Annotated in this window: 1 protein-coding gene and 2 pseudogenes; 2 read left to right on the top strand and 1 reads right to left on the bottom strand. The window is 63.6% G+C overall.

What is annotated here, in order from left to right:
- Both ON27_RS29425 and ON27_RS29420 read left to right on the top strand, forming a co-directional pair.
- Nucleotides 1–572 (top strand): annotated as a pseudogene (locus tag ON27_RS29425) (hypothetical protein); the annotation flags it as partial.
- 25 nt (nt 573–597) lie between these two features.
- Entirely contained in the window at nt 598–966 is a 369-nt protein-coding gene (locus tag ON27_RS29420) for a hypothetical protein (RefSeq protein ID WP_043734882.1), read from the top strand.
- A 203-nt stretch (nt 967–1,169) separates the two neighbouring features.
- On the opposite strand, the pseudogene ON27_RS29415 reads toward ON27_RS29420, so the two are convergent.
- Nucleotides 1,170–1,834, bottom strand: a pseudogene (locus tag ON27_RS29415) (hypothetical protein); the annotation flags it as partial.

Genomic DNA, 1,834 nt, shown 5'->3' with positions numbered 1-1,834 from the left:
AGCTGCTGGTCGATCTCGCCAAGGACCTCGCTCAGGAGGTCGCCGAGACCGTAGTCATCGGTGTGATCGCCGGTGCATTGACAGCGGGATTCGGCGCGGCCGCAATCGCCGCGGCCAAAGCGGGCAAGCTCGCGGTCAAGATGAAGAAGTATGTCGACCGCGTGCTGGCCGCCAAACGCGCGGCCAAATTCGTCGACAAAATCACCGAAACCGGCGACGACCTCGCGGCCAGGCGTGCCGAGTTGCAGCGCATCGCCGACCTCCTCGCACAGCGCACCGCCGATATCGCCAGGATCGCGCGCGACAAGCTGAAGAGCTCGCTCGATTACGCGCTCGACAAAGAGGCAATGGAGCATGTCTTCGTGCCGAAGCACAAACTGGATGGACTGGTGAAGTCACTGGGTGGCGAAGAAGCCACGATGACGAAGATCATCGAGAGCGTTCAAGGCGTTCCGGACGGCGTATATAATGGCTCGAATCCTCTGGTACGCACAATCAACGGCCAAACCGTCCACATTCGCGGCGCAATGATCGACGGTGTCTTCAAAATCGGCACCGCATACATTCCATGACGTAGCGCGAGAACCGAGGAGATTGATGAATAGTACAGTGATTCCGCCGCGACCGTTGACCGACCGGGAAACCGCCGTCGTCACCAAGCTGCTGTCGTCGAACGCCCCCGGCGCATCCGAGTATCTGGCGCAGGTGCCGTATTCCCAGGTCGTCGCAACGTGGGGTGTCGGTTCACCCAGTGTCGACCTGGCGGTGCGGCCCGGTGCGGTGCAAGCATCCGGATCGCCGGACGGGATCTTCGCCAGTGGAGCGGTCACCGACCGCAACGGATCACCGATCGGCGAGGTCATTCTATGGGTCGAGAACGGCTGGCTCAGTGGAATCGAGTACGCCTGGTATACGGACGAACGCCCACACACGCTGCCCGAGCCTGGTCAGATCGACCTTCTCTAGCGCAAACTGATGATTGGGCGAATTGCTAGGTTGGCTGGCATCGAAACCGGGGCAGGTGGGTAATCGTCGAGGACGAGCCTGGAGGTCCCGCTTACCGGCCAGGTGGTGTCCGGCATTGTGACGACGTGAGCCTGATCTGCGGCTTTCGCATGGAACGTGAGGTTGCAGTGACCGAGATCGACAGCTTCTTGCGTTGAATAGACTCACTCGAGTTCTCGCCAACCTGTCGCCACTTGAATGTGCGTGCCGTGCTCGGTGATCTCGGTCCAATCGGCCAGGTCGCCGAGGGGCAGGCGGGACGAGGTGCGTCGGGTGACCGTGGTGTACCAGTCGCCCTCCGCGCGGCCGTACTTGTCGATATTGAGCGCGGCCAGGTAGTTCGAGCCGATCGTGAAGCGCACGACGGCAAGGTGTTCGCGGACTCGTGCGTCGCCGTGCTCTCCGACCGGCGCCCAGTCGGTCGCGATGTCGAACGTGCGGACTCGGGATGCCAGGTCCGGCCAAGCCATCACCTCGTCGATCGGACCGCCCATCGATGAGGTTGTCTCCCAGTGGCTTCCGCGGCGGACCGCGACGTAGGTGTAGTGCCCGCCTCTTGTGAAGCGGACGACCGCACCGTCCGGGGGCTCGAGCGGAATCGGTCTCGGCGGAGGCGGTGGTGTGGGCGGTAGCGGCGTGAGGTGGGCGAGCATGGTTGTCAGGTCGTAAGCACGGTGATCGCGCAACGCGGGGAGCAGGCGGGGGACAGTGACCGGCGGGCCGTCCAGGACGTCCGGGCTCGCTTCGTTCGCCTTGATCGCGTCGATTCGCACCTTGGCGGCGACCGCCGATCCGGTGATCTCGCCCCAGCACGTGGTGAGCAGGCCCC

The sequence above is a fragment of the Nocardia asiatica NBRC 100129 genome, assembly GCF_000308415.1.
Lineage (GTDB): Bacteria > Actinomycetota > Actinomycetes > Mycobacteriales > Mycobacteriaceae > Nocardia > Nocardia asiatica.
This window is presented reverse-complemented; position numbering and strand designations above follow the sequence as displayed.

Bases quoted from the DNA above. Each gene is read 5' to 3' on its own strand.
- ON27_RS29420 (WP_043734882.1), top strand. From the start codon at position 598: ATGAATAGTACAGTGATTCCGCCGCGACCGTTGACCGACCGGGAAACC.